This is a genomic window from Acidisoma sp. PAMC 29798 (assembly GCF_030252425.1).
Classification (GTDB): domain Bacteria; phylum Pseudomonadota; class Alphaproteobacteria; order Acetobacterales; family Acetobacteraceae; genus Acidisoma; species Acidisoma cladoniae.
In genome coordinates this window covers 2,922,204-2,947,015 of the sequence record NZ_CP126994.1, presented here as the reverse complement: position 1 = coordinate 2,947,015, position 24,812 = coordinate 2,922,204, and the positions used below count along the sequence as shown (strand labels likewise).

Annotated in this window: 23 protein-coding genes; 13 read left to right on the top strand and 10 right to left on the bottom strand. The window is 63.2% G+C overall.

Annotation, left to right across the window (positions count from 1 at the left end; genetic code table 11):
• Positions 1-10 precede the first annotated feature (10 nt).
• Together QP803_RS14190 and QP803_RS14185 are read left to right on the top strand one after the other, a co-directional pair.
• Positions 11-1,354 carry a trimethylamine monooxygenase gene (locus QP803_RS14190; protein ID WP_284944119.1) on the top strand — a complete coding sequence of 448 codons (1,344 nt, stop codon included), beginning with the start codon at positions 11-13 and terminating at the stop codon, positions 1,352-1,354.
• Positions 1,355-1,434: 80 nt separating this feature from the next.
• Complete coding sequence (locus QP803_RS14185) at positions 1,435-3,159, top strand: trimethylamine N-oxide permease (RefSeq protein ID WP_284944118.1); 1,725 nt, start codon at positions 1,435-1,437, stop codon at positions 3,157-3,159.
• Here the strand turns inward: QP803_RS14185 and QP803_RS14180 are convergent.
• Positions 3,146-5,116 (bottom strand): Hint domain-containing protein, encoded by a 1,971-nt coding sequence (locus QP803_RS14180; protein WP_284944117.1) that lies wholly within the window; start codon positions 5,114-5,116, stop codon positions 3,146-3,148. The genes QP803_RS14185 and QP803_RS14180 overlap by 14 nt on opposite strands.
• Positions 5,117-5,264: 148 nt before the next feature.
• On the opposite strand from QP803_RS14180, the gene QP803_RS14175 reads away from it, so the two are divergent.
• The 3 genes from QP803_RS14175 to QP803_RS14165 are packed head-to-tail and all read left to right on the top strand — an operon-like array spanning position 5,265 to position 8,577.
• Entirely contained in the window at positions 5,265-6,431 is a 1,167-nt protein-coding gene (locus QP803_RS14175; protein ID WP_284944116.1) for a M20/M25/M40 family metallo-hydrolase, read from the top strand.
• Entirely contained in the window at positions 6,422-7,903 is a 1,482-nt protein-coding gene (locus QP803_RS14170; RefSeq protein WP_284944115.1) for a 4-hydroxyphenylacetate 3-hydroxylase family protein, read from the top strand. The genes QP803_RS14175 and QP803_RS14170 overlap by 10 nt, the downstream gene beginning before the upstream one ends.
• Positions 7,900-8,577: a GntR family transcriptional regulator gene (locus tag QP803_RS14165; protein ID WP_284944114.1), complete on the top strand. Its 678-nt coding sequence runs from the start codon at positions 7,900-7,902 to the stop codon at positions 8,575-8,577. The genes QP803_RS14170 and QP803_RS14165 overlap by 4 nt, the downstream gene beginning before the upstream one ends.
• A 17-nt stretch (positions 8,578-8,594) precedes the next feature.
• Here QP803_RS14165 and QP803_RS14160 read toward each other — a convergent pair whose 3' ends face one another.
• On the bottom strand, positions 8,595-9,242 hold the full coding sequence (locus QP803_RS14160) for a DUF1028 domain-containing protein (RefSeq protein WP_284944113.1): 648 nt from the start codon (positions 9,240-9,242) through the stop codon (positions 8,595-8,597).
• A gap of 36 nt (positions 9,243-9,278) precedes the next feature.
• Between QP803_RS14160 and QP803_RS14155 the strand changes: the two genes are divergently transcribed.
• The gene (locus QP803_RS14155; RefSeq protein ID WP_284944112.1) at positions 9,279-10,043 is read left to right on the top strand and encodes a class II aldolase/adducin family protein; all 765 of its coding nucleotides are present in this window, start codon (positions 9,279-9,281) and stop codon (positions 10,041-10,043) included.
• Between the two features lie 142 nt (positions 10,044-10,185).
• Here the strand turns inward: QP803_RS14155 and QP803_RS14150 are convergent, their stop codons facing one another.
• Together QP803_RS14150 and QP803_RS14145 are read right to left on the bottom strand one after the other, a co-directional pair.
• On the bottom strand, positions 10,186-11,262 hold the full coding sequence (locus QP803_RS14150; RefSeq protein WP_284944111.1) for an Ldh family oxidoreductase: 1,077 nt from the start codon (positions 11,260-11,262) through the stop codon (positions 10,186-10,188).
• Entirely contained in the window at positions 11,262-12,161 is a 900-nt protein-coding gene (locus QP803_RS14145; protein WP_284944110.1) for a phytanoyl-CoA dioxygenase family protein, read from the bottom strand. Before QP803_RS14145 ends, QP803_RS14150 begins: the two co-directional genes overlap by 1 nt.
• Positions 12,162-12,282: 121 nt before the next feature.
• Between QP803_RS14145 and QP803_RS14140 the strand changes: the two genes are divergently transcribed.
• The 4 genes from QP803_RS14140 to QP803_RS14125 are packed head-to-tail and all read left to right on the top strand — an operon-like array spanning position 12,283 to position 18,415.
• Positions 12,283-13,443: an aromatic ring-hydroxylating oxygenase subunit alpha gene (locus QP803_RS14140; RefSeq protein ID WP_284944109.1), complete on the top strand. Its 1,161-nt coding sequence runs from the start codon at positions 12,283-12,285 to the stop codon at positions 13,441-13,443.
• On the top strand, positions 13,440-14,435 hold the full coding sequence (locus QP803_RS14135) for a D-2-hydroxyacid dehydrogenase (protein WP_284944108.1): 996 nt from the start codon (positions 13,440-13,442) through the stop codon (positions 14,433-14,435). The genes QP803_RS14140 and QP803_RS14135 overlap by 4 nt, the downstream gene beginning before the upstream one ends.
• A gap of 22 nt (positions 14,436-14,457) precedes the next feature.
• Entirely contained in the window at positions 14,458-16,464 is a 2,007-nt protein-coding gene (locus QP803_RS14130) for a CocE/NonD family hydrolase (protein ID WP_284944107.1), read from the top strand.
• Positions 16,454-18,415 carry a CocE/NonD family hydrolase gene (locus tag QP803_RS14125; protein WP_284944106.1) on the top strand — a complete coding sequence of 654 codons (1,962 nt, stop codon included), beginning with the start codon at positions 16,454-16,456 and terminating at the stop codon, positions 18,413-18,415. Before QP803_RS14130 ends, QP803_RS14125 begins: the two co-directional genes overlap by 11 nt.
• 326 nt (positions 18,416-18,741) lie before the next feature.
• Here QP803_RS14125 and QP803_RS14120 read toward each other — a convergent pair whose 3' ends face one another.
• From QP803_RS14120 to QP803_RS14105, 4 genes are all read right to left on the bottom strand, one after another.
• On the bottom strand, positions 18,742-18,921 hold the full coding sequence (locus QP803_RS14120; RefSeq protein WP_284944105.1) for a CsbD family protein: 180 nt from the start codon (positions 18,919-18,921) through the stop codon (positions 18,742-18,744).
• A 108-nt stretch (positions 18,922-19,029) separates the two neighbouring features.
• A complete protein-coding gene (locus QP803_RS14115; protein WP_284944104.1) occupies positions 19,030-20,199 on the bottom strand; it encodes a PepSY-associated TM helix domain-containing protein in 1,170 nt (389 codons plus the stop codon).
• Between the two features lie 6 nt (positions 20,200-20,205).
• Positions 20,206-20,859 (bottom strand): TonB-dependent siderophore receptor, encoded by a 654-nt coding sequence (locus QP803_RS14110; RefSeq protein WP_284944103.1) that lies wholly within the window; start codon positions 20,857-20,859, stop codon positions 20,206-20,208.
• Between the two features lie 18 nt (positions 20,860-20,877).
• On the bottom strand, positions 20,878-22,362 hold the full coding sequence (locus QP803_RS14105) for a TonB-dependent siderophore receptor (protein WP_284944102.1): 1,485 nt from the start codon (positions 22,360-22,362) through the stop codon (positions 20,878-20,880).
• A 228-nt stretch (positions 22,363-22,590) separates the two neighbouring features.
• Here QP803_RS14105 and exbB point away from each other — a divergent pair, with 228 nt between their 5' ends.
• Positions 22,591-23,265: a tonB-system energizer ExbB gene (gene exbB / locus QP803_RS14100; RefSeq protein WP_284944101.1), complete on the top strand. Its 675-nt coding sequence runs from the start codon at positions 22,591-22,593 to the stop codon at positions 23,263-23,265.
• Positions 23,262-23,681, top strand: coding sequence for a TonB system transport protein ExbD (gene exbD / locus QP803_RS14095; protein ID WP_284944100.1), 420 nt, complete (start codon positions 23,262-23,264; stop codon positions 23,679-23,681). The genes exbB and exbD overlap by 4 nt, the downstream gene beginning before the upstream one ends.
• A gap of 55 nt (positions 23,682-23,736) precedes the next feature.
• On the opposite strand, the gene QP803_RS14090 is transcribed toward exbD, so the two are convergent.
• On the bottom strand, positions 23,737-23,886 hold the full coding sequence (locus QP803_RS14090) for a hypothetical protein (protein WP_284944099.1): 150 nt from the start codon (positions 23,884-23,886) through the stop codon (positions 23,737-23,739).
• A gap of 228 nt (positions 23,887-24,114) precedes the next feature.
• On the opposite strand from QP803_RS14090, the gene QP803_RS14085 reads away from it, so the two are divergent.
• Positions 24,115-24,387, top strand: a complete 273-nt coding sequence (locus QP803_RS14085; RefSeq protein WP_284944098.1) for an energy transducer TonB — start codon at positions 24,115-24,117, stop codon at positions 24,385-24,387.
• Between the two features lie 53 nt (positions 24,388-24,440).
• Here the strand turns inward: QP803_RS14085 and QP803_RS14080 are convergent, their stop codons facing one another.
• Positions 24,441-24,698, bottom strand: coding sequence for a GlsB/YeaQ/YmgE family stress response membrane protein (locus tag QP803_RS14080; RefSeq protein ID WP_284944097.1), 258 nt, complete (start codon positions 24,696-24,698; stop codon positions 24,441-24,443).
• Positions 24,699-24,812 lie beyond the last annotated feature (114 nt).

Below are 24,812 nucleotides of genomic sequence, written 5' to 3'. Positions count from 1 at the left end.
AGCCATCAGCATGAAGAGCCGTATTGCCATCATCGGCGCCGGTCCCAGCGGGCTGGCCCAGCTTCGCGCCTTCGAGGCGGCGCGGCGTGCCGGTGCCGAAATTCCTGACATCGTCTGCTACGAAAAGCAGGCCGATTACGGCGGGCTGTGGAACTACACCTGGCGAACAGGCCTTGATGAAACGGGTGAGGCCGTGCACGGCAGCATGTATCGCTTCCTATGGTCTAACGGCCCCAAGGAATGCCTGGAATTCGCCGACTATTCCTTCGAGGAGCATTTCGGCCGGCCGATCCCCTCCTATCCGCCGCGCGCGGTGCTGCACGACTATATCAAGGGTCGCATCGCGAAATCCGGCGTCGCCGCCTATATCCGTCTGCGCCATATCGTGCGCAACGTGAGTTATGATGAGACAACGGCCAAGTTCACGGTGACCGTCAAAGACCTGGAGCATGATACGCTGCATGCCGAGAGTTTCGACTATGTCGTCTGCGCCAACGGCCATTTCTCGACCCCGAACGTGCCGTGGTTTGAGGGGTTCGACAATTTTCCTGGCCGCGTGCTCCATGCGCATGATTTCCGCGATGCGAATGAATGGGTCGGGAAGAATATCCTGCTGGTGGGTGCGAGCTATTCCGCCGAGGATATCGGCATCCAGTGCCATAAATACGGTGCTGCCTCGGTCACGTACAGCTATCGCACCCGGCCGATGGGCTTCGATTGGCCGGCGGGGGTCGAGGAAAGGCCGCTGCTGACGAAACTCGTCGGCAAGGTCGCGCATTTCAAGGACGGCACGTCACGCGAAGTCGATGCGGTCATTCTCTGCACAGGCTATCAGCATCATTTCCCGTTCTTGCCGGATCATCTGCGCCTGAAGACCCGCAACCGGCTTTACCCCGGCGGCCTCTACAAGGGCATTGTCTACACCGACAATCCCAAACTGATTTATATCGGCATGCAAGACCAGTTCTACACCTTCAATATGTTCGATGCTCAGGCCTGGTACGCGCGCGATGTTATGCTCGGGCGCATCGCCTTGCCCGATCGGGCGGCGATGGAGGCGGATATCGCTGCCTGGACCGCGCGGGAGGAAGCGCTGGAAGACGCCTCCCAGATGATCGATTTCCAGACGGAGTATGTGCGCGACCTGCTCGCCGAGACGGATTACCCGAATCTCGATGTTGATCGGATCGCGGAATTGTTCAAGGAATGGGAGCACCACAAGGCCGAGGGGATTCTCACGTATCGCGATCGCTCCTATCCGTCCGTGCTGACGGGCACCATGGCGCCGGTGCATCACACACCGTGGATGGAAGCGTTGGATGATTCTATGGAGACGTTCCTGGCACAGGGATAGCCCGCCCACGTCCCCGATGATCGGACTGTCTGGCACGTTTATTGCGTCTCAGGAAAGGCAACGATCAATCGGGGGATAGGATGAGCGAGAACGTATCCGGTATCGGGATGGTATTTCCCGAATCAGGCGGCCTTCGACGGACGATCGATTGGAAGGGCGCCTTCTGGGTCGCGAGTGGCGTGCCGGCCTTGGTGCTCTTCTCGATCGGCGGCATCGCCGCGATGGACGGCAACCTCGCCTTCCTGATCTGGACCGCCTCGATGCTGATGGGCTTCGTGCAATCCTTCACCTACGCTGAGATCGCGGGTTTGTTCCCGAACAAGTCCGGCGGCGCCTCCGTATATGGTGCGGCAGCCTGGATTCGGTACAGCAAGTTCGTGGCGCCGCTGTCTGTGTGGTGCAATTGGTTTGCCTGGTCACCCGTGTTGTCCCTCGGCTGCTCGATCGCGGCCGCCTATGTTTTGAACGCGCTCGCGCCTATTCCGGCGGCCGGATCGCCGGATGTCTTGCAATGGCTCGCGGCGCATGGCGCTGGCATCGCAGGGTCGGCCACCGATAAGACCAATGCCGCCATCGCCGCACTGACGCCAGGCATTCGCGGTTGGACCTTGTTCAGCCACAGCCTCGGCCCTGTTGGTTTTTCGTTCAATGCGACCTTCTTCATCGGCGTGATCATCATGCTCGGTGTGTTTGCCATCCAGCATCGCGGCATTCTGGGTACCGCGAGCGTGCAGAAATACGTCGGCCTGCTCGTCATCATCCCGATGCTGATTTGTGGCGTCGTTCCTCTGCTCAATGGGCATGTCAATTTCAACAACTTCCAGCCGCTGGTGCCCCTCGCGGCGGCGGGTGCGCCCGCACCGGGACATTGGAACATTCCCGGATGGACCTTGGTCCTCGGCGGCATGTTCATCGCCGCCTGGTCAACCTATGGGTTTGAAACCGCCGTTTGCTATACGAGCGAATTCCGCAACCCTGGCACCGACACCTTCAAGGCGATCTTCTATTCAGGCCTGCTCTGTCTGCTGCTGTACATTCTTGTGCCGTTCACCTTCCAAGGGGCTCTGGGTCTCACGGGCATGCTGGACCCGACAATCGCGGATGGATCGGGTGTTGCTTCGGCCCTCGCGACCATGGTCGGTGGCGGCGGGTTCATTCGATCGATCATGATCATGCTCATGATCCTGGCGTTGATCCTGTCGATCATGACCGCGATGGCGGGCTCGTCCCGCACGCTCTATCAGGGCTCCGTCGATGGGTGGCTGCCGCGCTATCTGAGCCACATCAATGCCCATGGCGCGCCGACCAAAGCGATGTGGACCGACCTTATCTTCAACCTCGTCGTCTTGGCCATCGCCGCCAGTGACGCCACCAGTTTCTTCTTCATCCTGGCCGTGTCCAATTGTGGATATATCATCTTCAACTTTCTCAACCTCAACGCGGGTTGGATCCATCGGATGGATTCGGGAAATACGCATCGCCCCTATAAGGCACCGACCTGGCTGCTGGCGGCTGGCAGCATCTTCGCCTTCGTAAATGCCGGCTTTATGGGCGCGGGTGCCAAGACCTGGAACCCGATGGCCCTGTGGGCCGGGCTGATCGCGGCGCTGCTGATCATTCCGGTGTTCTGCTTCCGCCATTATATCCAGGACGGTGGCAAGTTCCCGACGCAGATGCTGGAAGATCTGCATGTCGGGGGCGCCGGCGACACCACGACCAAGCGCGCGGGCATTCTGCCTTATCTGACGCTGGCGGGCGGTATTGCCGTGGTGCTGATCGCGAATTGGGTGTTCAAGCTGAGCTAGCCGCAAAACGAAGCCACGCGCCCGGGGCAGGATGCTCGCCCCGGACGCGTGCAATGCTAGCGACGCAATCGGCACTCTTGGCAATGGCGGCACCGTCCACCCCGCGCCGCAAATGGATCGCATCGGCGGTGGTCGGGAGGATATCGACCGGTGCTGCGAAGAAGAACGCGCAGCGACCCCGGCTAAAGCCCGCTGCTTCCAGATCCGCGCGGTAATCGCAGGCGAGAACCGTGCCGATCACCTCATTCCCCAGCAAAACCTCCAGCAGGACCGGCGTCTCGGGGTGTTGCGTATCCTGTGCCCAGCCTTCGATGATGCGATGATCGCGGATTGCATCGAGCGACCCTCGCAGCCGGCCCGGCCGCCGTCCCGCCATGGCCTTCGCGACGAAGGGCCGCAGCGCCGTATCGAGCATCGGTCCCGAGTCCGGCCGAGGCGCACAGAGACGCAGCGCGGTTGGCGCCTGATATGTCGGATAGAGCGCGGCGAACTCCGCCGCATTATGAAATCGCCCGCGCAGACCCACCACGTCGGCATAGCTTTCCGACCATGTGCCTTCGGCGATGAGGCAGTCATGTCTCTCGAACTCGATCTGATAATAGTGGATCTCCTCCGGCACCGCGTCCTGCGTGATGGTCACGCCATTCACCAGACATTTCGCCAAGATCAGCACCTCCCCGATCAGCATGGAATGGTCGGGCGATACGAAAAGATCGCGTGCGGGGAGGCGGTCACCCAAGGCACCCGCTGCGATGCGCACGGGGTGCTGGTCGCGATTGGTTTGCACGAAGCGGGCGGCGTAGCTCTGCCGCCCGATCCACCTGATAGGCTGGATGCCGCCAAAGCGTGTCACCAGCGGATCGCCGATCTTCAGCGTCTCGATCGGCACTTCCCCTGTCGGCGTAAGCACATGCGTGCCACGCGAGTAGCAGACGGCGATGAGGTCGAGGCTGCCATCGGTCGCTGCACTGAGCTGAAGGGCGCCCGTGACGGCATTCTCTGTGGTCAGATCGTATTCCATGCCGCCGGCAGAAACCGTGACGGTCTCCCCCAAGACCGAAAATCCATCGCCGGACGCGGAGGTGATGAAGTCGAAATCGATGCTGTTGCCGGACGTGAAGCTGGAGATGACGGTCGTGCTATCCGGCACGGCGGTGCTGTCATCGATCTGCAGAATGCCACCGGTGCCTGCGAATGTGATGGCACCGGAGGCGATGCCATGTGGACGCAACTCCAGCAGGCCGGACGTCGCGATGGTCGTGTCGCTCGTCGTCGCATAATAGACGGTCTCAGTGCCGCCGCTGCTGACGGCAGTCTCGACGGCCGTGCCGCTGCCATCAACCTCTTCGGTGCCGCCGCTGAAGACCATGGTGCCGGACGCGGTGGCACCGTCGATATTGAGAGTCGCGCCGATGCCCATCACCGATGCGCTGACGGCCGAGCCGTAGAAGATCTCAGATGAGCCGCCGGCTTCGATGACGCTGCTGCTGAGGACAGCGCCATAATAGGCGGTTTCGATCCCGCCGCTGACGACCGTCGTGCCGAAGGATGTTCCCGCCGAATAGACGATGTCCGTCCCACCGCTGCTGATGACGGTGTTACTGGCGATGCTATTCGCGAGAATGTATTCCGCGCCGCCGCTGGTCACGGTGTGACCGATCAAGGTTGCGGCGGTCGTGACAGTCCCGTCCGGCTCCACGGCGATCACGCCGGTGGATAGAACGGTGCCTCCGGCGGAGGTTGTGTCCGGTGCGTTTGCCCCCGGCAGAACGACGAGCGTGCCGCCCGTCTTCACTGTCGTGGCGCTCGCGATGCCGCCGGCGGAAACCACTTCGTAGCCGCCGCTGCTGATCGTCGTGGCGCTCGTGGTTCCGGCCGATGCAACCAGCAATTGGTCACCTTGGCCGACGGTCAGCCCCGTGGAGGTAACGCCTGAGGTGACAGGAGTCGCGGTCATGCCCGAACTCGTTCCTGGCCAGAGAAAAGTCCGAAAGCGTTGTGAAGCCGGACTGATCCGCTTTCAACACATTTTTGTTATGCAAACCGCTGCCTCGTGATGTGTCTGTCTGCTGGACAGCGTAAGAGATCGGTTATAGGTATTCTGTATGCAGAGTACATCACCAGCGAGCCTCCGCGCGGCGATCGTCTCTCGCCCGCATGTTATCGCGGCTCGTCTCGAAACCCTCGTGAACCTCGCTGCCGGTTCCCATGACGCGGCGGCCGTCGATGCGGTCGGCGATGCGGTCGCGGGTTTGTGGGAGCCGCTTGGTTTTACCAGTGAGCGGCGCGCCCTGCCGGGCTTCGGGGCGCAGCGGACCTTTACACGGCAGTTCGGCGGACGGGGCAGGGTGATGATCCTCGGCCATCTCGATACCGTCTGGCCGAATGAGAGCCTGCGGGATTGGCGCTATGCCGAGGCGGATGGCATGGCGAGCGGACCGGGCGTGGGTGATATGAAGGGCGGCCTCGTCATGGCCCATGCCGCGGTCGAGGCGCTGATCGACAGCGGCTTCGACGGCATTGGCGAAATCCGCCACGTCTTGGTGCCCGATGAGGAAGTCGGTTCCGCCGCCTCCCGCACCTGGATTGAGGCGGAGGCGCGTGCGGCAGACTGGGTGCTGGTGCTGGAACCGGCGCGGGCCAATGGCGCCGTGGTCGTGGGGCGCGGCGCGGTGGGCGCCATCGTCGTGCGCGCCGAGGGGCGCTCTGCTCATACCGTCAACAAGGCGGAGGGCGCCAGCGCCCTCGCGGAACTGGCGGCCAAGGTGGCGCCTTTGGAAGCGCTGAGCGATGCCGCCACCGGCGATGTCATCAGCATCGGCATTCTGCGCGGCGGCGATGCCCGTCAGGTCGTGCCCCAGGATTGTGAGATGCATATCGATTTGCGCGCGCGCACGGCGGAGAGGGCCGAGGCGCTGCTGGGCCGTGTGCGTGACCTCGTGCTGGCCCTGCGTGATCCGCGTGTACGGATTTCCATGACCGGCGGCATCACCCGCCCGGCCTTCCCGACCTCCGCCAGTGCTGGCCTGTATGCGGCGGCACTGGCAACGGCCACGGCGCTGGGCCTCGACTATCCGGCGGTCGAAAGCGGCGGCGGGTCGGATGGCAGTTTCGCCGCCGCCCTCGGTCGCCCGACACTGGACGGCCTCGGGCCGATCTGTTTCGACTCCTGTAGCCGGCGAGAGCGTATTCCGCTGGACAGTCTGTTCGATCGCGCGGCCGTCTTGGCCGGACTGATAACCACACTTTCGGGAGCCGGCGCATGGGATTGATGACGGGTGCCGAGTATCGTGCCAGCCTGAAAGATGGCCGCCGTATCTGGATCGGCGGTGAGGCGGTCGCGGATGTGACGACGCATCCCGCCTTCGCGCCGATGGTCGATGCCGTGTCGCAGATCTATGATCTGCATCACGACCCCGAATATCGGGAGGTGATGACCTTCGCCTTGCCGGAAGGCGGGCGCGGCTCGCGCTTCTATAAAATCCCGGAGACGCGGGAAGACCTCGTCTTGCGTCGGCAAATGACCAGCACAGTTCTGCGGCAGGTCTGCTCGACGATGGACCGGTTTGGCGATGAAACCGTATCGCCCTTGTTCGTGATCAAGGATCGCGGCGATCTCTTTGACCGTTTCGACCTGCGCTATCGCCGCAATGGCGCTGCTTGGCTGGAGCGTTTGCAGCGCGAAAACCTGTTCATGACCAGCGGCAACACCGACCCCAAGGGTGACCGCTCAAAGCAACCGTTCGAGCAAGACGACCCCGACCTTTATCTGCGCGTCGTCAAGGAAACCGATGAAGGCATCGTCATCAGCGGTGCCAAGTTCGAAACCGGCGCGCCCTATGCCCATGTCGCTTTCATCAAACCGACCGTCGGTAACTGGGTTCCCGATAACCGTGACTATGCGGTGTCTTGCATCGTCAAACTCAACGCACCAGGCGTGCGCCATATCTGCCGCATGCCATTGACGGCGGGCGGCGCGGGCCACGCCTCCGAGCGGGATCATCCGATCACGGCGAAGTTCGATGAGATCGACACCTTGATCGTCTTCGACAATGTCCTCGTACCGTGGGACGACGTTATTTTCAGCCGCAAGCCCGAACTCGCAGCCTTGATGCGCAGCGAATTCGCGCGTTGGGCGGCGCAGGGCTATCTCACGCGTTGCCTTGCCAAGGCCGATCTGCTGGTCGGCACGGCCCTCCTGATCGCCGAGCAATCGGGCACCATCGGCATTCCGGTCATCCGCTCCAAGATCAGCCAGATCATGGTCTTCAAGCAGTCGATCGAAGCCTTCCTCATCGCGTCCGAAACCGCTTGCCAGACCACGCGCTCAGGCTATGTCATGCCCAATCAGGCGATCCAGAATGCCGGCCGCGTCTATTGCTCGCAGACCTATAACGAGATGGTCCATTACCTGCGGGAAATCGCGGGCGGGCAGGTGGTGATGTTGCCAGATCATGCGATGCTCGATCATCCTGAGATCGGCGCCGATGTCCGCAAGTTCTTCCGCGTTGCCGGCAATGATGCCGAGGTGCGCCTGAAGGTCATGCATCTGGCGCGGGAATTGACCGCCTCCTCCTATGCCGGCCGGACCCAGGCCTATCAACTTTTCGCGGAAACGCCGGTCTTCGCGCAGGAAGCCGCCCTGTTTGCGACCTATGACCGGGACGCCGCCCTGGCGCGGGCGCGGATGATGGCCGGTTTCGATCTTCCTGAGATGCGCGCTTCGTGCGACGAGGCTGCATGAGCACATCGAGCCAGAGTCCATCAAGCCAGTGGCGGATCGAAACGCCGAAGACCAATTCCGAACAGGCCTATGACCGGCTGAGGCGGGCCATCATCGATGGGGAGTTTCGCCCTGGTGAGCGGCTGACCGAAGTCGCGATCGCCGCCATGTTCGGCATCAGCCGCACCCCGGTGCGCGAGGCTTTTGCGCGTCTGGCCAAGGATGGTCTCGTGCGTGCCGCCAAAGGCTCCGGCATCGAAGTCGTCGATCCAAGCCTGGAACTCACCGACATCTACTATATCCGCGAGGCGATCGAGGGCTGTGCCGCCCGGCTCGCGGCGCTGCGTGCCACGGATGAGGAAATTGCCCGCATCCTCGACCTTGCGCAGGCAAGCCGCGATGCCGATCCCACGGATGTCGAGACGCGGGCGCAGCTCAATCTCGAATTCCATATGGCGATCACCACCGCCGCCCGCGCGCCGCGCCTTGAACGTCTCGTCAGCGACTACCGCGAACTCTTCGCGAGCCCGCGCAGCCTTCAGCGCTATACGCCCAGTGAAACCCGCACGGTCATCGACGATCACGGCCGCATCGCCGAAGCGATTCGCGACCGCGACCCCGACACGGCGGAGAAGGCGATTCGCGAACACCTTCGCCGCACCTATGATTTGCTCTTCCGGGTCGAACCGGTTTGATCGCGGCGCCGTCTTCGCTAAACGCTCGACGGATCGACCGCCCAGGTGCGGTAGGTCCCCGCCACCGGGCGCCATTTTTGCCACAGCGCTTGCAGTGTCTCCAGCGGTGCCGCGCCATCCCAATCGACGCGCAGATTGGTGAAGGGGAAGGGGTCGCCATCCACTACCAGCAGCGCCGCCGATTGCAGGGGGTTGACCTCACCACCGGCCGCGAGACCGCCGGCGAGGCCGGCGAGCAGCCGATCTTCCAACATCCCCACCGTCGCCTCGAAGGCCGCAATCATCGCGCCGGGCACGGCATCGGTTTGCAGCAGATTGCCGAGCGCCACCACGCCCGCGCCCCGGGCCTCCGCATGCACGCCGGAACAGTCTGCGCCGTGGAAAACGCCGACCCCACCTTTGAAATCCACAACCGCGACCTGGCGCCATTCGGGGAAGGGGAAGGCCGTTGCCGCCGCCTCCACCGCGTCCTGCGCAGCCACGCCATCGCGCAGCAGTTCCAGCACGCGCGGGCCGATCATCGGGTGGGTCCGATTTTGCGTCGTCACTGCGCCGACGCCACTCATGGCGTAGGGGCAGCGCCCACCCACCGCGAGGCTCGCCGTGGCGACCGCGACCCCTAGCCGACCGGTCTCGGCGCAGCGCGCCACGATCGAGAATGTCATAGCGATCCTCCGTATAGAGAGTGGAAGTTTTCAATCATGATCATCAAGGATGCCCCATCCAAAATCATTCCGATGCAATCGGAGGGTGAGGTGCGGCTTCATCTCGCAGCGGTTTACCGTCTTCTCGCCTATTTTAAAATGGATGATCTGATCTTCACCCATGCCTCGGTGCGGGTGCCGGGCGAGGACGCCTTCCTGATCAATCCCTTCGGCCTGCTGTTTCGGGAAATTACGCCGGACGTGCTGGTGAAACTCGATTTCGCAGGCCGCGTCGTTGGCAATGATCGCTACCCCGCCAATGCCGCCGGCTTCGTCATTCACGGCGCCATCCTCGCCGCCAATCCCGACATTAACTGCGTCATCCACACGCATACGCGCGCAGGGGTCGCGATGTCCTGCTTGCAGGACGGTCTGATGCCGATCAACCAATTCGCCATCGAGTTCCACAAGCGCATCGGCTACCATGAGTACGAAGGCATTGCCTTCAACATGGAAGAAGGTGCGCGCCTCAACCGCGACATCGCCGGCAATGTCGCGCTGGTGTTGCGCAATCATGGCTTGTTGACGGTCGGCGCGAATATTCCCGCTTCGTTCTACTTCACGTATTATCTGGAGCAGGCGGCGCAGGTGCAGATGGATGTGCTGGCCAGCGGCCGGCCGATTCTGCATCCGTCGCCGGAGGTGGTGGAAGCGACGATGCCGCAATATACCAGCGCTTTCAATCCGCCGCTCGCGGGGCAGCGCATGTGGCCGGCGATGCTACGGCTGCTCGATGCCGTCGATCCGACTTGGCGGGGTTGAGGCGTCTCGGAACATAATTGTCATCCCCGGGCTTGACCCGGGGACTTACCCGTTGCGGCGCCATGACGATGTTTGGGCGCCATAGCGGGTAGGTTCGCGGATCAAGTCCGCGAATGACGAAATTAAATGGAGATGACGAAGACTAATTAACCGCCACCGGCACGTCGCACCCAAACTCCTCAGCGAGGGCCGAAATCTTCGCCCAACTCAGCCGATCGATCGGAACGCCTTCCGCCGCGCGCTCCCGTGCCATGCCCTTCTCCACATCGCCCGGCGCCATGATGGTGGCGCCATCGCGCGCCGGCTGGCTGCGCAGATCGTCGAGGAAGCGCGTCACACCGCCATTGAAGGCAGCCAGCGCCTGGAACACGGCGGGATTCATAACGATGAAGAAATGCCCGACGGAGGGCCAATCATGGATGCCGGCGTCAGCGCTACGCGGCAGCTGATTGCCATGCGGCATGCCGGTGAAGACCGAGCACAGCACATCGACCATCGCCGCCAATCCCGCACCCTTATGGCCGAAAACGGTGCCGCCCAGCGGCAGCAGCGCCACGACCGCCGCCGGGTCGGTGGTCTCGGCGCCCGTACTGTCGATCGCGACACCCAGCGGCAGCACACTGCCAACGGCCTGGCGAAGTTCCACACGGTTCAGCGGCATGCTGCTGGTCGCCATGTCGAGTAGCAGCGGGGTCTCACCCTCCACCGGCAGCGCGAAACTCAGAGGATTGGTGCCGAAGAACGGCGTTGTCCCGTCATGCGGCACGACGATCGGCGGCGAATTGGTCATGCCGATAGCGGCGAAGCCCTGCTCGGCGGCGTAATGGGTGTAAGTGCCGGTTGCACCGTGATGGGAGGAGCGTCCGACAGCCACGACAGCGACGCCGGTCTCCTTGGCCATCGCGATGGCCTCATCGATAGCGCGAAAGCTCGCGATATGGCCAAAGCCGTCATCGGCATCGAGATGACCCACGGCGGGGGCGCGGCGGGTGAAGACCAGATTGGCCGCGAGATTGACACGACGGCCCGTGACGAGCGACGCGTAATAGGGAACCAGGCGCACGCCGTGGGTGTCGAAGCCGCGTGCCGAGGCCGCCGTGACGGCCCGGGCGACGGCACTCGCGGTGGGCGCTGGTGCCCCCATCCGCGTGAACAAAGTCCCGACGAAACTCTCAAGCTCAGCCGCGTGGAAGCGGATCCCGTCGAGAATTTCAGCCATTACATCCTGCTGACGACCTTATAGCCATAGCTGTTGGTCTTTCCATCGGCGACGCGCGCCTTGTTGAACTCGTGGTTCTTGTAGATGTCTTTCCACGCGTGGTCGACAAGCACGGAGTCCGGCAGCTTGCTGAAGGGCTTATATTTGTGATGCTCCTGGCCTTCCTCAAGGAAGGGCGAGTTTTCGATCGTGTTGTAGGAGCAATGGAGCACGGTGCGCGGGAAGTCGGAGGTATTGCCGCTCGACGCATGCAGCGTATTGCCATGGAAGAAGCAGGCATCGCCCGGCTCCAGCTCGACCGGGACCAGCGGAAGCGCCTTCAGCATGAGTTCGAGGCGCACGGGGTCGCAGCCGCTCGCTTCGCCGACCTGAACGTGATTGACGCGGCCATAGAGATACGATCCCGGCACCAGCGTCACGCAGCCATTGGTCTTGGTCACGCGGTCGATGGCGATCATGCAGGTTAGCATATCGGGCTTCATGCAGCCTTCGTCGTACCAGTACGGATAATCCTGGTGCCAGTCCCAGCGGCCGGCGGTATGCGGCGCCTTCATCGAAAGCTTTGAGTGCCAGTGATAGGACGGCTTGCCGAGCAGGGCGTCGGCGCCATCGACAAGGCGCGCCATGCGCGGAACCACGCCGAGATAATCATCGGTGAAGGCGGTCCAGCCGATGACTTCCTGGGCATTGCCGGTGCTGTCCGCGACCGCGCGCAGACGACCGCCCAAGGTGGGGTCCGCCGTGCAGGTCTCCCGCAGCGGGGCCACTTCGGCATCGCTGAAGAAGCCCGGCAGGATCACGAAACCATCCCGCTCGAACAAGGCGATCTCGCGCGGTGTGATCGGGCGTGTCGTGGTCGGGGCGGCGTCCGTCGTGAGCCTGGTTGCGGTGGCAGACATCTGAAGCGATCTCCGTTTGACCTGTTGAAATCCGGTCTGCATACTGTACACAACGCGACAGGCGATGCAACACGATTGACATGCAAGAAGCGGACGACATGCAGGAATCAGGCTCATACTCATGACACCACGCTGGCTGCCGCCCGAGAATCCCTTGTCGCCCGAGCATTTCCAGGCGGTGCGCCGTCCTTTGCTGGAGGCGGAGACCATGCCGCCCTGGACTTATACGACGCCTGGTTTCTATGCAGCCGAGGTCGAGAAGATCTTTGGCAAGACCTGGAACTTCATCGGCCGCGCGGCGCGTGTGGCCCAGCCGGGCCAGTATTTCACGCTCGATTTCGCCGGCATTCCCGTCGCGGTGGTGCATGGCAAGGATGGTCGTCTGCGAGCCTTCGCCAATACCTGCCGCCACCGCGGTGCCCGCTTGCTGGAAGGCGAGGGGGAGATTGCGGCGATCCGCTGCCCCTATCATAGCTGGACCTATGATCTGAAAGGCGCCCTGCGCGGCGCGCCCGAAATGGAAGACACCGCCTGTTTCGAGACGGCGGATTTCGGTCTCGATGAATTTCGTCTGGAAAGCTGGGGCGGCTTCCTGTTCCTCTGCTTCGATCCCTCGGTACCCGATCTCGCCAGCTTTCTCGGGGAACTTCCAGAACTTCTCGCCGCCTATGATCTGGAGAACATGGTCTGCGTGCGTCGCAAGACCTGGGACATCGCCTGTAATTGGAAGATCTACGTCGAGAATGCGATGGAGGCCTATCATGTGCCCACCGTGCACGCGAAAACCATCCAGCGGCAAAAGCGCACTATCTCGCCGCCGCTGTATGGGGAGACCGGTCAATGGTCGGGGCTCTATACCAAGCATGAAGGCAGCCGCGCGCTGGAAGCCGGCGATACCGGCTTCCCCTATCTGCCGACGCTGACCGGGCCGAGCGCAGAAGGTACCTATTACATTCTGATCTATCCGGGCACGATGCTGGCGCTGACCTTCGACTGCATGTGGTGGCTGGAAGTGCATCCGCGCGGGCCGGAGCATATGCATCTCATTTCCGGCGCCTGCTTTCCAAAGGCTATCACCGAGCGGCCCGACTTCGAAGAAGTCGTGCAGCGCTACTACAAGCGATGGGACCGATCGATTCCCGAAGACAATGTCATCTCCGAATTGCAGCAGCAGGGTTTACGCTCGCCCTTCGCGCGGGTCGGACGTTTCTCGATCATGGAACCGCTGGTCCATAGTCTGGACAACTGGGTGCTCGACCGTGTCGTGGCACCCAGCGTATGACTGCTCCGCTCCGGATACTGGTCGCGACCAATCCAGCACAGCTCGCGATCTTTCGGATTGAACAGCATCATATCGATGCCGCGATGGCGCGCTGCACGTTGGCCTTGCCGGCGCTCGCATTCGATTTCTGCGCAATCGACGGCCCAGATTTCATTGAGACGTTAGGCCGTGCCTATGCGCTGCTCGGCTTCCGTTTTCCGGCCGACCGCATTCGGCCGCACGGGCAGGCGCTGAAACTCATCCAACTCAGTGCCGCTGGCATGGAGCATCTGCTGCCGCTCGACTGGTTGCCGAAACAGGTAGCGCTCGCCACCGCCAGTGGCGTGCATGGGCCGAAGCTGCGCGAATGGGCGGGCATGGTCTTCATGATGCTCCATACGCACATGCCGCATTTCATCACCGCGCAACGCGCCCATGAATGGTCGAAGGCCTTCAGTTCCCCAATCGCGGGCCGTCGCGCCCTTATCTACGGCACCGGTGGCCTCGGCACGGCTATTGCTGGCGCGGCGCATCGCCTTGGTATCGTCACGACCGGCGTTCGCCGTACACCCGCGCCGGTGCGGGGCTTTGACAGCGTGATTGGTGTTGACGCCGCGCGGGATGTGATTGGGGAGGCGGATTTCGTGGTGCTCGCGACACCGCTGACACCCGCGACGCGACACATGATGAACGCCGATATGTTTGCACGTATGCGCAAAGGGGCGGGCTTCGCGAATTTCGGGCGCGGCGGTCTGGTGGATCAGGATGCGATGATCGCGGCGCTGACGGCGCGCCATGTCGGCGGCGCCATTATCGACGTGACGGACCCCGAACCGCCGCCCGCTGAGTCGCCGCTGTGGGATACGCCCAACCTCGTGATCACGCCTCATGTTTCCTGCGACGATCCAGACGCCTATATTCCCCGCACGCTCGACATCTTTCTCGATAATCTCGCGCGCAGCCTGGCGGGGCGTACAATCCGCAATCGCGTCGTTCCCAGCCGCGCGTATTGATCCTGTTCTAGGAAAAACCTCGATGACTGCCGACACCCTGTTGCCCCATCCGTTCGAGCAGGTCTGGATTACACTGTCGGACGGGACGAGGCTCGCCGGCCGGCTGTGGCGTCCCTTGACAGACCGCGCGGTGCCGGTGGTTCTGGAATGGATTCCCTATCGTCAATCCGATTGCACGGCGATCGAGGATTCGATGATGCATGGGTGGTTCGCCGCCCAGGGCTTCGCGGCATTGCGGGTCGATCTGCGCGGTAGCGGCAATTCCGATGGCACCTTGCAGGATGAATATACGGGCCAGGAACAGGATGACGCGTGCGAGGTCATTGCCTGGGCGGCTGCGCAGGACTGGAGCAACGGCAATGTCGGTATGATCGGCATTTCCTGGGGTGGCTTCGCGGCGCTTCAGGTCGCGGCACGGCGGCCGCCCGCGCTGAAGGCCATCATCACCTGCTGCTCGACCGACGATCGCTATGCGGATGATGTGCATTTCATGGGCGGCGCGCTGCTGAACGATGGGCTGTCCTGGGGTGCCGGATTGTTCACGCAAATCGGGCGTCCGCCCGATCCCGCCCATGTCGGCGATCGGTGGCGGGCGATGTGGCAGGAACGCATGGAGGCCGCAGAACCGCCTCTGTCGCAATGGCTCGATCATCTCACGCGGGATGCTTATTGGAAGCACGCCTCGGTCTGCGAAAGTTACGCCGACATCCAATGCGCGGTTTATGCCGTCACAGGCTGGACGGATGGCTATTCCGATCCCGTGCTGCGGCTGATGGAAAACCTCACCGTGCCGCGCAAGGGCCTCATCGGCCCCTGGACGCATATGTATCCGACCTGGGGCAAGCCCGGCCCTAAGATCGGCTTCTTGCAGGAAGCAGTGCGCTGGTGGCGGCAGTGGCTCGGCGGTGAGGAGACCGGCATCATGGATGAGCCGATGTTGCGTCTCTGGGTCGGGCGAGACCTCAAGCCAGATCCGCGCTCGCCTGAGATCGACGGTCGTTGGATCGGCCTGCCCTCCTGGCCGGTCGAGGCCACGCCCGAAGCCTATTATTTCGACGATCATGTGCTCGCCCGCACGCCGTCGCCGGCCGGACCTCTTGTCATCGATACGCCGCAACACTGCGGCCTTTATGCTGGTGAGTGGTGCCCCCTCGACGGCGGCGGGGACGGGCCGGAATTCCAGGCCGATAATCGCTATGACGACGCACTCTCGGTCTGTTTCGACACGCCGATTCTCACCGATGCGGTCGCGGTGGTCGGCATTCCGTCGCTGAGCCTGGATCTCGCCCTCGCCGGCAAGGCCGCGTTGCTCGCGATCCGCTTGTGCGAAATCGCGCCGGACGGCACCTCGGGCCGGGTAACCTTCGGCCTGCATCGGATCTCGCTGCCTGAGGGCGTGCTCGCCGGTCAGCGTTTCCGCGCCACACTGACGCTCAAAGGCGTGGCCTATGAGTTCTCCCCGGGCTGCCGCATGCGCCTCGCCATCTCCACCAACTATTGGCCCATGGCCTGGCCGGAACCGACGAAAGGCGCGGTCACGATCTGGCCGACGACGGCGATCTTCTGTCTGCCGCCAATGCCGCACGTGGCCGTGCATGACCTCCCGGCCTTCGCGGAGCCGCTGGCCGCGGCGCCGATCGCGCATGAGGTGATGGTGCCCGGCACCATTAAGCGCACCGTCACTTGGGATGCGAGCACAGGCCGCACGGAGCAGGCCATTCGCTCAACACGCGCCCTCTGGTCCCTCGATGAGCTGACCATCGGTGGCGATGGCGAGCACATCTACACCGTAGATTCCAAAGACGGCGCGTCCGCCGTCGCCCATTTCCGTGGCCGCCAAAGTTTCGAGCGGCCGGGCTGGTCGACCGCGATCGAAACATCCACCGAAGTGCGGCGGGAAGGCTATGCCTTCGTCCTCACCTCGGAAATGACGGGCAGCGAAGATGGCGCCGTCGTCTTCTCGCGCCGTTGGGTGCATCGCTTTGAGGACGCCGACGGGTTTGCATGGCCCATCCTTCATGCGGGTTGACGAGACCGTCTGGATCACGCTGTCGGACGGTTGCCGTCTGGCGGCCAAGCTCTGGCTGCCGGATGCGATAGAGGCCGCGCCGGCAATTCTCGAGTATCTTCCCTACCGCAGGCGGGATCGTCATCGCGGCGACGATGCCATCTTGCACCCCGCCTTTGCCGAAGCCGGCTATGCCGCCATCCGCGTCGATCTTCGCGGCGCCGGCGATTCCGATGGCGTCCTGCGGGATGAATATACGCCGGGCGAATGGGCCGATGCGGTCGAGGTGATCGCCTGGATCGCGGCGCAGCCCTGGTGCTGCGGTCGCGTGGGCATGATCGGCCTGAGTTGGAGCGGCTTCAACGCCCTCCAGATCGCAGCCTTGGCGCCGCCGGCGCTGAAAGCCATTGTCACGACCTGCGCCTCCGATGATCGCTATGCCGATGACATGCATTACATGGGCGGCTGTCTGCTCAGCGATAATCTGCAATACGGCGCCACGCTGTTCACCTGGATGGCGACGCCGCCCGACCCCGCCATCGTTGGCGATCGGTGGCGGCAGATGTGGCGTGAGCGGCTGGCCGCGATCGATGAGCCGCCGGCCGCCCGCTGGATGCGCCATGGCACGCGGGACGCTTATTGGCGCAGCGGCTCGGTCTGCGAGAACTACGGCGCCATATCTGCTGCCGTGCTTGCGGTGGGCGGCTGGGCCGATGGCTATGTCAATGCCGTGATGCGGCTGCTGGAAGGCTTGCCCGGACCGCGCAAGGGTCTCATCGGCCCCTGGGCTCATGCGTACCCTCATGTCGCGACGCCAGGGCCCGGCATCGACTTCCTGGCCTATGTCATCCGCTGGTGGGACCATTGGCTGCGCGACATCGACACCGGCCTGATGGATGAGCCGAGGCTCACGGCCTGGATGCAGGACGCCGAACCGCCGCGCGCGCAATACGCCGTCCGCGCCGGGCATTGGGTCGCGGAATCGACCTGGCCGAGCGCCAATCTTCGGCCTCGGCTTTTCCATCTCGGCGCCGATGGGCTGAGCGGAACTGCCAGCACCTTCACGGCGAGCGTGAAATCGCAGGCGACGACGGGCCTCGCCTCCGGCGAATGGTGCCCTTATGGCTGGGGGCCGGATATGCCCCTCGATCAGCGGGAGGACGATGCCGGGTCGCTGACCTTTGATACGTCGCCACTCGTCGCCCCTGTGGAGATCCTTGGCCGGGCGCGTGTTCATCTTACGCTGTCCTGCGACCAGACGGAGGGGATGGTTGCGGTGCGCCTGTCGGCCGTGGCGGGGGACGGCACCGCCAGCCGCATCACCTATGGTCTGCTCAACCTGCGCCATCGTCACGGACATGAGACCGCGACACCGTTGACGCTGGGAGAGGCGACGGACGTGGTCGTCGATCTCAAAGCCACGGGCTTCGCGCTGCCGGTCGGGCACCGCCTGCGCGTTTCGGTCTCGACCGCGTACTGGCCCTTGGCCACGCCCCTGCCGGGCGCTACGACTGTGACTCTCTATGGCGGCGTGCTGGAGTTACCTCTGCGCGCGGGCGAGGGGCCGGCGCCGGAGATTTTAGGGACCGCCTGGTCACCGCCGCCGCTGGAGGCGGTGGTGATCGAGCCGCCGGCGCGGGGGCGCATCACCGGGACACGAGCGATCGGTACTGGCGAGACAAACTTGCACGTCGTGCGCAATCTCGGCGCCCTGCGTATTGCCGAGACGGGGCTGACGCTCCGCGCGCTTGGTCATGAGGATTACAGCATCGTGGCGGATGATCCGGGCGCTGCGCGCTCTGAAACCTGGCGGCTGGCGGAGTTCGATCGCCCCGACTGGCAGGCAAAGATCGAAACCCATTGCGTCCTGACGGCGACTGCCGATGCTTGGCATCTGGTGGCGACCCTGGATGCAACCGAGGGCGATACGGTGATCGATCGCCGGTCGTGGGATCTGCTAATCCCGCGTTAAGAGACCGTTTTCATTGATTTGCCCATGGCTACGAATATATTTCGATCCTGAGGGGAAAATCATTGTTTTTCAGTCAGTTAACCAACGAGCAACGACAGCGACTGATCGACACCAACAGCGAGGCGAGGCATGCTCGCCCATCATTGGATGGTCTCGGATCTTTCCGATGCGACGCTCGCCTCGATCACTTTGCTTATGAGACAGGGCTTACGAGATGCAGTTGCTGCCGCTGGTCCGGCTGCCGATGCGCCACTGTGGTAAAAGCAAAAAGCCCCGCCCGCGATAGGTCGCGAACGGGGCTGATCGGAAATTGAAATAAGGGACGCTTACTTCGTGGCGTCGCGAACCGCATCCTTGGCGCCGCCAACGGCGTTCTGCACCTTGCCAGCGGTCTTCTCGGTCTTGCCTTCGGCCTCAAGCTTGGCATCACCGCTGACCTTGCCAGCCGCTTCCTTGACGCTGCCCTTGATCTGGTGGCCGATACCGGCGCTACGATCCTTGTCCATAAGACTGCTCCTTTAATTTTTTTGAAGGCGAAACGTGTATCACGTCGCCTCTCTTCCAGATCTTGGTGGTCCCAGCGCCGTTTGAAGATGGCAAAACCATGCGCTCCATCACGTCCGCGTGCGCATCTTCTGCAGCCGCCGCGCTGCGCGCTTGCGCCACCAGATCATCAGGCCCGTGATCGCAAGCGCAACTGTCGCCATACCCGAGATGCAGACGACGATCTTGCCCGCAAGCCCGGCGATCTGGCCGCTATGCAGCGGGAACTGCAAACGCTCGATAATATCCCCCACAGTGCCGGATCGCGGGCCGTCGATGCGCAGCACGCTACTCCCGCTGTCACTGTCGCTGTCATCGACATAAACGATCGGGCTGCCGAAACCGGTGCCACGGTTATCGGGACCTTCGAAGAAATATACCGCGCAGGCGCCGAAGGCGTCGACACAGAACAGGCTACCGGCCGGGCCATGCCAGCCACGCCGCACCGCCTGCGTGGCAATCGCGACCAGTTGGTCGGCGCCGAGCCGATGACGGAGCGGGTTCGGCCTTGGCCGGGCCGCCGCGAGGGCGAGCGGCAGGGGTGACACGGGCATCACGAGGCTCAGCGCCGGACGAAAGACCGGGCCATCCAGATTCTGGGCGAAGCCGGTGAAAGCGATAACGGGCAGCACCACCCAAAGCCATAACCCACCGGCGCGATGCAGGTCGAAGGTCAGTCGGAAGCCGCCTGCGCCGCGCTTGATGCGCCAGGCCTGGCGGAAGTGTCGCAGGAAAGGCCGTGCGCGTGGCAAAGTTAGTGACAGGGCAACGAAACAATCGAGGAACCAGATCAGCGCCACGCCGCCCATGATCCACTCTCCGATCCGCCCCGCCATCAATTGGAAGTGCAGCGCGTAGAGAAAGGGAATGATGCGATCGCGGGCGAGGCAGCAGCCACCCGACATGCGGCGACCGAGAATCGTGCCGCTCACGGGGTCGAGAAAGACCTCGTTATAATCTAGACCGCGACCCATCACGAAGGCGCGGATCGCCTGGCCCCTCGGCACCCCGAAGACGAGGTAGGTGATCCGCACCTTCGGCTCCTGCTTCGCGAAACGCGCTGTCACCGCATCCAATGACAGCCGAGGCCCGGACGCCCGCGCGTGGAAAAGGCCAGGATTCAGCCAGGCATCGAGTGGTTCTTTAAAGGCAATAACGCTGCCGGTGAGACCCCCCATGATGAGGAAGCCCGCCAGCAACAATCCTGCCCAGCGATGCAGGCGCAGAAGGGCCGAGCGCAACCTCGCTTACCAGCGAACCTTCAGGCTCGCGATTACGGTGCGTCGCGGCCCATAGAAGCAGGATGCCGTCGACCCGCAACTCGCGACATAGGTGGTGTCGGCGAGGTTGGTCGCATTGATCCCGACGCGATACTGCGCGAAATCGTAATGCACGGCGGCATCCACTAGCGTGTGGTCGGGCACCGAGAAGCTGTTCGCATTGTCGCCCGGTGCGGAGCCGACATAGCGCAGACCACCACCGAAGCCGAAGTTTTTGAGCGCACCTGCGTGAATCGTATAGTCGCTCCAGACGGAAGCCATGTTCATCGGAACGGCGGCAGGGCGGTTGCCTTCGGTGCCATCATTCGCGCTGCTGATCTTGGGCTGCATATAGGTATAGGACGCGACCATGTCCCAGCCGCGCGCGATGGTCGCGGTGGCCTCGATCTCCGCACCCTGCACATGAATTTGTCCGGTCTGGACTTGATACAGAACATTGTTCGGATCGGTGGTGAGAACATTGTTCTCGCGAATATCGAAGACCGAGCCGGTGATGAAGGCATTCACCGCCGGTGGCTGGTATTTGACGCCGGCTTCATACTGCACACCGGTGGTCGGCACGAAGGTGCCCCCGGCGGCGTTGATGCCATAGGTGGGCTCGAAGGACCGTGAGTAGTTCACATACGGCGTGAGACCGAGTTAGGAGACATAAGCGAGGCCGACATGGCCTGTCGTCGCGCCATCGGTTTGGGAAGAGTCGCTGCTCGCCAGGATATTGTTCGTCGACTCGTTCAGCCAATCATGCCGCACGCCGCCCGTCAGCGCCCAAGAACCCCAGCGGAGTTGGTCCTGGCCATAGAGGCCGATCTGATCGCTCTCTTGATTCGCCTCGTAGATCAGCGGATGGGTCGCCTGCACGCCGCTATAGACGGGGGTGTAAAGATCGAGGCTCGTTGCGGTACCGCCGGTCTCTGACTCGCGGTAGGAGACATGGCTGTAGTCGAGACCGCCCAGCACCGTCTGGTCGACCGGCCCGATGGGCAGATGACCGATCACCCGGTTGTCGACGCTGACGGTGTCCGAGGAGTCCTGCTGTCCAAAGCCGTAGCGCGTCAGCGTGCGTTGATCGGCCTTCACGCCGGTGCCGTAGACCTGAGCCCAGTCGAGATCGAAGTGATTGTAGCGCACGCTTTGCTGCACGCTCCAGGTATCGTCGAAGCGATGCTCATACTCATAACCGATGCTGGCCTGAGTGCGTTTGTAGTAGTTGTCCGACTCTTCGCCCGTGAAGAGCTTCGTCGAAATACGGCCATAGGGGCTGGCGACGACGGTGCCATCTGCGGGCAGGAATTGCAGCCCGGCCGTATTGTCATGCTGGATCGTGGCAAGAACGGTGATCTTGTCATTCGCATTGGGACGATAGGTCACGCTGGGCGCGAAAAAGACGCGATCATCTGGGGTGCTGTCGACCTGCGTATCGCTTTTGCGCACGAGACCGACAAGGCGGTAGGACCATTTGCCATCGGTTCCTTCGACCGGACCGCTGACATCGCCTTGCGCCTGATAACGGCCATAACTGCCGCCAGACAGCTCGAATTCGCGATGGGGTGTCGCGGTCGGCTCCTTGCTCACCAGATTGACGAGTCCACCCGGTGTGCCTTGGCCGTACAGCACGGAGGACGGCCCCTTCAGCACGTCGATGCGCTCAAGGTCGTAAGGCTCATAGGTGGCGCCGGTATAGCCGGGCGTGAAGCGCAGCCCATCCAGGAACACGCCGAACTCGGTCGCGTCGAAGCCCCTGATCCTGATCCAGTCCAGCCGGCTGTCTGTGCCATAGGGCTCGGAGACGACGCCGGAGGTATAGCGCAACGCCTGAGAGACCGATTGCGCCTGCTGCTGGTCCATCTGCTTGACCGTCACCACGGAAATGGCGCCCGGCGTCGCGATCAGCGGGGTCTTGGTTTTGGTCGCCGATTGCGACTCCGTGGCGACGAATCCGCGGGTGCCCGAGCCAGCGTCGGTTTGGCTCGTCACCGTCACGGGCGAAAGCCGGACCGCGCTATTATCGGTCGACGTCGCGGTTTGCGCGATGGCGGAGGTGGCGACGCCCGCCATCAACGCGGAGGAGAGCAAGGTCGTTTTGAGCCCGCGACCTGGCCGGCGCGTGGGGGCGATCATGTTCATTATGAGCCTTGCATGATAGTGAGAATTATTCGCAATTGCATCGCGAAGCTCCGACTATTGCAAATCATTCGCAATCGCAAGTAGGGAGGTCCACGATAAAGGAGGCGAGGATGATCGACACCGAGATGACGTGGGGCAGGGGACTAGGCCCGATCGTGGGGAGCCTGGCGGTTCTGGCGATCCTCTTTGCCACGCCTGCCCATGCCGATAGCGGGCTCGCGTTGCCCGATGACCTTGTCGGTCGCCGGCATGCTGCGTCAGGCCGATGGCGTCGTGCGCGGCGTCATCCTGCTGCTCATTCTGGCCTCGCTCGCGAGCTGGACCGTGCTGCTGGCGAAAGGCTCAGCCTTACTGCTCGGCAATCGCCGCCTGCGACGCGCCATTCATGTCGCGGAGGATCAGGCGGGATTGACGAGTCTTCTCGGCAGTTCGGAGCGCAACGGCCATGCCGCCGCGCAGATGGCGCGGGCCGCGATGCGGGAGGTTGCGCTGTCACGCGGCCTGCCGTTGGCCGGCATCAAGGAACGCGTGTACTCCCGCCTCCATCTCCTGGAAGTCGGCGGGGCGCGGCGGATGGCACGCGGCACGGGCATCGTGGCGACCACCGGCGCCGTCGCGCCTTTCGTCGGGCTCTTCGGCACAGTCTGGGGCATCATGAACAGCTTCATCGGCATCGCCCATACCCATGCGACCAATCTCTCGGTCGTCGCACCCGGCATTGCGGAGGCACTGTTGGCCACGGCGGCCGGCCTGGTCGCGGCTATTCCGGCCGTGATCATCTACAATCTTTTCGCCCGTGCGCTCGGCGCCCATCGCGGCTTGCTCGCCGACCTGTCGGCGACGATTGCGCGCCTCGTGTCGCGCGACCTTGATCGCGGCGCGGATCCGGTCGCCGCCGAATGATGCCGTCGGAGGAGGACGATCTTCCGGGCGAAAGCCATGAGATCAACGTGACACCCTTCATCGACGTCATGCTCGTGCTGCTCATCATCTTCATGGTGGTGGCACCCTTGGCGACGGTGAATGTACCGGTCGATCTGCCGCATTCCAGTGCGCAGGCACAGCCGCCCCCCGCTCGCCCGGTCTTCGTGACCTTACGGGCCGATCATGACATTGCAGTCAATGACACGGTGACGCCGGCGGAGGGTCTTGCCGCCGCGCTCATGGCCGCGACCGGCGGGCAGCATGATCAACGCATTTTTCTGCGCGCCGATCGCAGCGTCTCCTACGAAGCGCTGATGGCGGCGATGGATCTGCTGCGCGCGGCGGGGTTTTTGAAAGTCTCCCTCGTCGCGCTGGATGGATCGGCCACGCCATGAAACGCGCCATGCGGCCGCTGGTTTGGGGCCTCAGCCTCTGCGCGGTCGCGGGCATTCATGGCGCTGCGTGGCATTGGCTCGCCACCGTCGTGCCTGAGACTCCCCTGGTCGTGCCCGCAGCGTCCCAGGCCATGGCGGTGGACATGCTGCCCGCGCCGCCGGCGCCCGTTCCAACACCGGAAAAGCCTGCACCTGCACCGGTCATGGCACCCCAACCTGAGCCGATCTCGGCACCCGTTGCTTCCTCAATTGACGACGCATTGCCACTGCCGCCGGCCGTACCACGGAAGCCACCCCGCCGACCGCGTCATGTCCGCCTCGGCCGCCTCAAACGCCAGCGCCCTCCGTCGCCGCGCCGGCTCCCGCGCGTGCGAAACCCTCACCGCCGCCGGCGTCGGTGTCGCAGGCGGCGCAAGAGAATTGGGAGAGCCGGTTGCTCGGTCGGTTGCTCGCCGTCCGGCGCTATCCTCCAGAGGCAGCCGCACGGGACCAGCAGGGCATCGCCGACGTGCGCGTGACCATCGCTGCAGACGGCCAGGTCGTTAGAGCAAGCCTGGTCAAAAGCTCGGGCTATCCCGTGCTGGATACCGAGGCTCTCGCCTGGATACGCCGTGCGTCCCCATTGCCGCCACCGCCCGGTGCCGCGCCAGTCACGCTCGTTGTTCCATTGCGGTTCCACATCGATGACGCGGACGATCCGGCATAAAAAAAGCCGCGCTGTTGCCAGCGCGGCTTGCCTCAGAATTCCCTGGGGAACCCTTAGATGCGACGACGACCGAAGATCGCGTGGTACAGAACCAGCAGGATGATTGCGCCGACAACGGCAACGATCAGGCTGTAGATGTTGAAGCCGGTGACGCCAACTGCGCCGAATGCATTGAAGATAAAGCCGCCGACAACGGCGCCGACGATGCCGAGCACGATGTCCAACAGGAAACCTTCGCCCGAACGGTTGACGATCTTGCTCGCAATGAACCCGGCGATGAGGCCGAGGACGATCCAGGCGATAATTGACATGGTCTATTCCCCAATAGTGAAGCCGCCCCGACGCTCGGTCGGCGGTTTTGTCACTTACGAAAATGGATCGACGCGATCCTATTCAAGGGCGTGACATCCGCCTTGAACATCCTC